The organism is Endozoicomonas sp. ALE010 (assembly GCF_049310165.1).
Taxonomy (GTDB): domain Bacteria; phylum Pseudomonadota; class Gammaproteobacteria; order Pseudomonadales; family Endozoicomonadaceae; genus Endozoicomonas.
This window is the reverse complement of sequence record NZ_JBLYNV010000184.1, coordinates 1-1,473: the sequence shown is the minus strand read 5'-3', so window position 1 is coordinate 1,473 and position 1,473 is coordinate 1. Positions and strand designations below refer to the sequence as shown.

Sequence of the window (1,473 nt, the reverse complement as noted above, 5' to 3'; positions counted from 1 at the left end):
GTTCATCGGGCATCATTTGCAGGTCGGCCAGTACACCCCAGCAGGCAAACTCAAGGGTCAGGTTGCCCACATCGTCCGGTATCTCTGTCGCCTCAAAGGCAGGCATCAGGGTCAGCTCGATGTCGTGCATGGCGTCCTTGTCCGGGATCGGGGCAACGTGCAGGGCAGTGGTTTCAACATGGCGGTAGTAATAAGGGGTTCCGGCAGAAAGATAAGGGGGCAGCAGATCACGGCTTTCCAGCCGGGTGCCGTCTTCGCGCAGGATATTCTGCACTGTAGCGATGTCGCTGCCAGCGGGTGCGGTCAGGCCGTAATCCTTGATTCCCTTGACCATAAACAGCTTGTCATGGTGTCGCCAGATATTGGCGCGGTGGCAAATGTCCCGCAGGGTAATGATCAGGTAGTTCTTGATCACCTGATCCGGGCAGCCCTTGGCATACGGGCGTATGCGGGAAAGGTAGGCGTCCAGTTTCATGGGCTATGCTGTCCTTGGGAAAACCCTGAATAAGAAGTACAAAGGTGTAAAATATGAAGAAAAAACGGCTGGCGGTTTATCAGAACCTGTCGAAAATGTTCTATGATCTGGTTAAAGTGCCACTGGGCATCTGTTTATTACAGCCTCTCTTTGCTGAAAAGGTGCCGGGTGAAATACTGTTTTTTGGCAGCACTGCCTGCCTCTTATTCCTGTACCTTGCGGTGGTATTCGACTTTAAAAGCCAGGAGGACGAATACAATGATTGACCCTGCTGCTGTACCCATGGCCCTGCTTTGTGCCGTACTGTTCGTTGGTATCATCGGGTTTCATACATGGGATTACTGGTCCAAACGCAAACATAAGAAAGGGCACCACAAGTGACCGTAGGCGACCAATACTTACTAATGACCGCACTGTTTGGCGTACCCCTGCTGGCTTGCATCTTGTGGGTAAGGCACGACAACAAAAAAAGGAGGAACAAACACTAGCCCTCAACCTTCCCCTGAAGCATCTGCCGGAACATTTGATCCACGTTCCATTTCAGCCCCAGATCATTGGCAAACATGGCCAGATAACTCTGGGCCTGCTGCATAGTGGCTTCCGTTTCCATATCCATGCTGAATGCCCGGAACAGCATGTAGTTGATCACCGGATTCAACCACAAATCATCCAGACTGAATACCTGGGTGTCGGTATCAAAATCGGTAATCACAATCCGTGCGGGTGCCTGGCTGACCAGCAGATTGAGCGTATGGTTGGCAGGGGGCACAGGGTACACATAGAACACCGATGGGCTTTTCTGGTCGTAGACGTACTGCTCCACGTCCGTGCCGGTGGCTGTCGTCCAGTTGGGCAGCAGACTGTCGAGGCTGCTGCGGGTGGTGGCGATCACCGTCCGGCCTGATGTCGGGTTATCCACAATATCCAGCAGCCGGTACGTGCCGGGGGGCAGCGACTGCACAGCCTGTGCCTGACAGGTAAAGGCCAGTAACTGCGAG

Annotated in this window: 4 protein-coding genes; 2 read left to right on the top strand and 2 right to left on the bottom strand. The window is 53.5% G+C overall.

Annotated elements, in window-relative coordinates; all coding sequences use genetic code 11:
• Nucleotides 1-475: hypothetical protein (locus tag ACO6UY_RS24655; protein WP_422491700.1), on the bottom strand; the 475-nt coding region annotated here is incomplete at its 3' end.
• Nucleotides 476-528: 53 nt separating this feature from the next.
• Between ACO6UY_RS24655 and ACO6UY_RS24650 the strand changes: the two genes are divergently transcribed.
• The gene (locus ACO6UY_RS24650) at nucleotides 529-741 is read left to right on the top strand and encodes a hypothetical protein (protein ID WP_422491699.1); all 213 of its coding nucleotides are present in this window, start codon (nucleotides 529-531) and stop codon (nucleotides 739-741) included.
• The gene (locus ACO6UY_RS24645) at nucleotides 734-856 is read left to right on the top strand and encodes a hypothetical protein (protein WP_422491697.1); all 123 of its coding nucleotides are present in this window, start codon (nucleotides 734-736) and stop codon (nucleotides 854-856) included. The genes ACO6UY_RS24650 and ACO6UY_RS24645 overlap by 8 nt, the downstream gene beginning before the upstream one ends.
• Nucleotides 857-959: 103 nt before the next feature.
• Here ACO6UY_RS24645 and ACO6UY_RS24640 read toward each other — a convergent pair.
• On the bottom strand, nucleotides 960-1,473 hold a 514-nt coding region (locus ACO6UY_RS24640), incomplete at its 5' end, for a DUF6682 family protein (protein WP_422491695.1).

What these genes read in the sequence shown, in the direction of transcription:
- ACO6UY_RS24650 (WP_422491699.1), top strand. Translation starts at nt 529, where the DNA reads ATGAAGAAAAAACGGCTGGCGGTTTATCAGAACCTGTCGAAAATGTTC.
- ACO6UY_RS24645 (WP_422491697.1), top strand. Translation starts at nt 734, where the DNA reads ATGATTGACCCTGCTGCTGTACCCATGGCCCTGCTTTGTGCCGTACTG.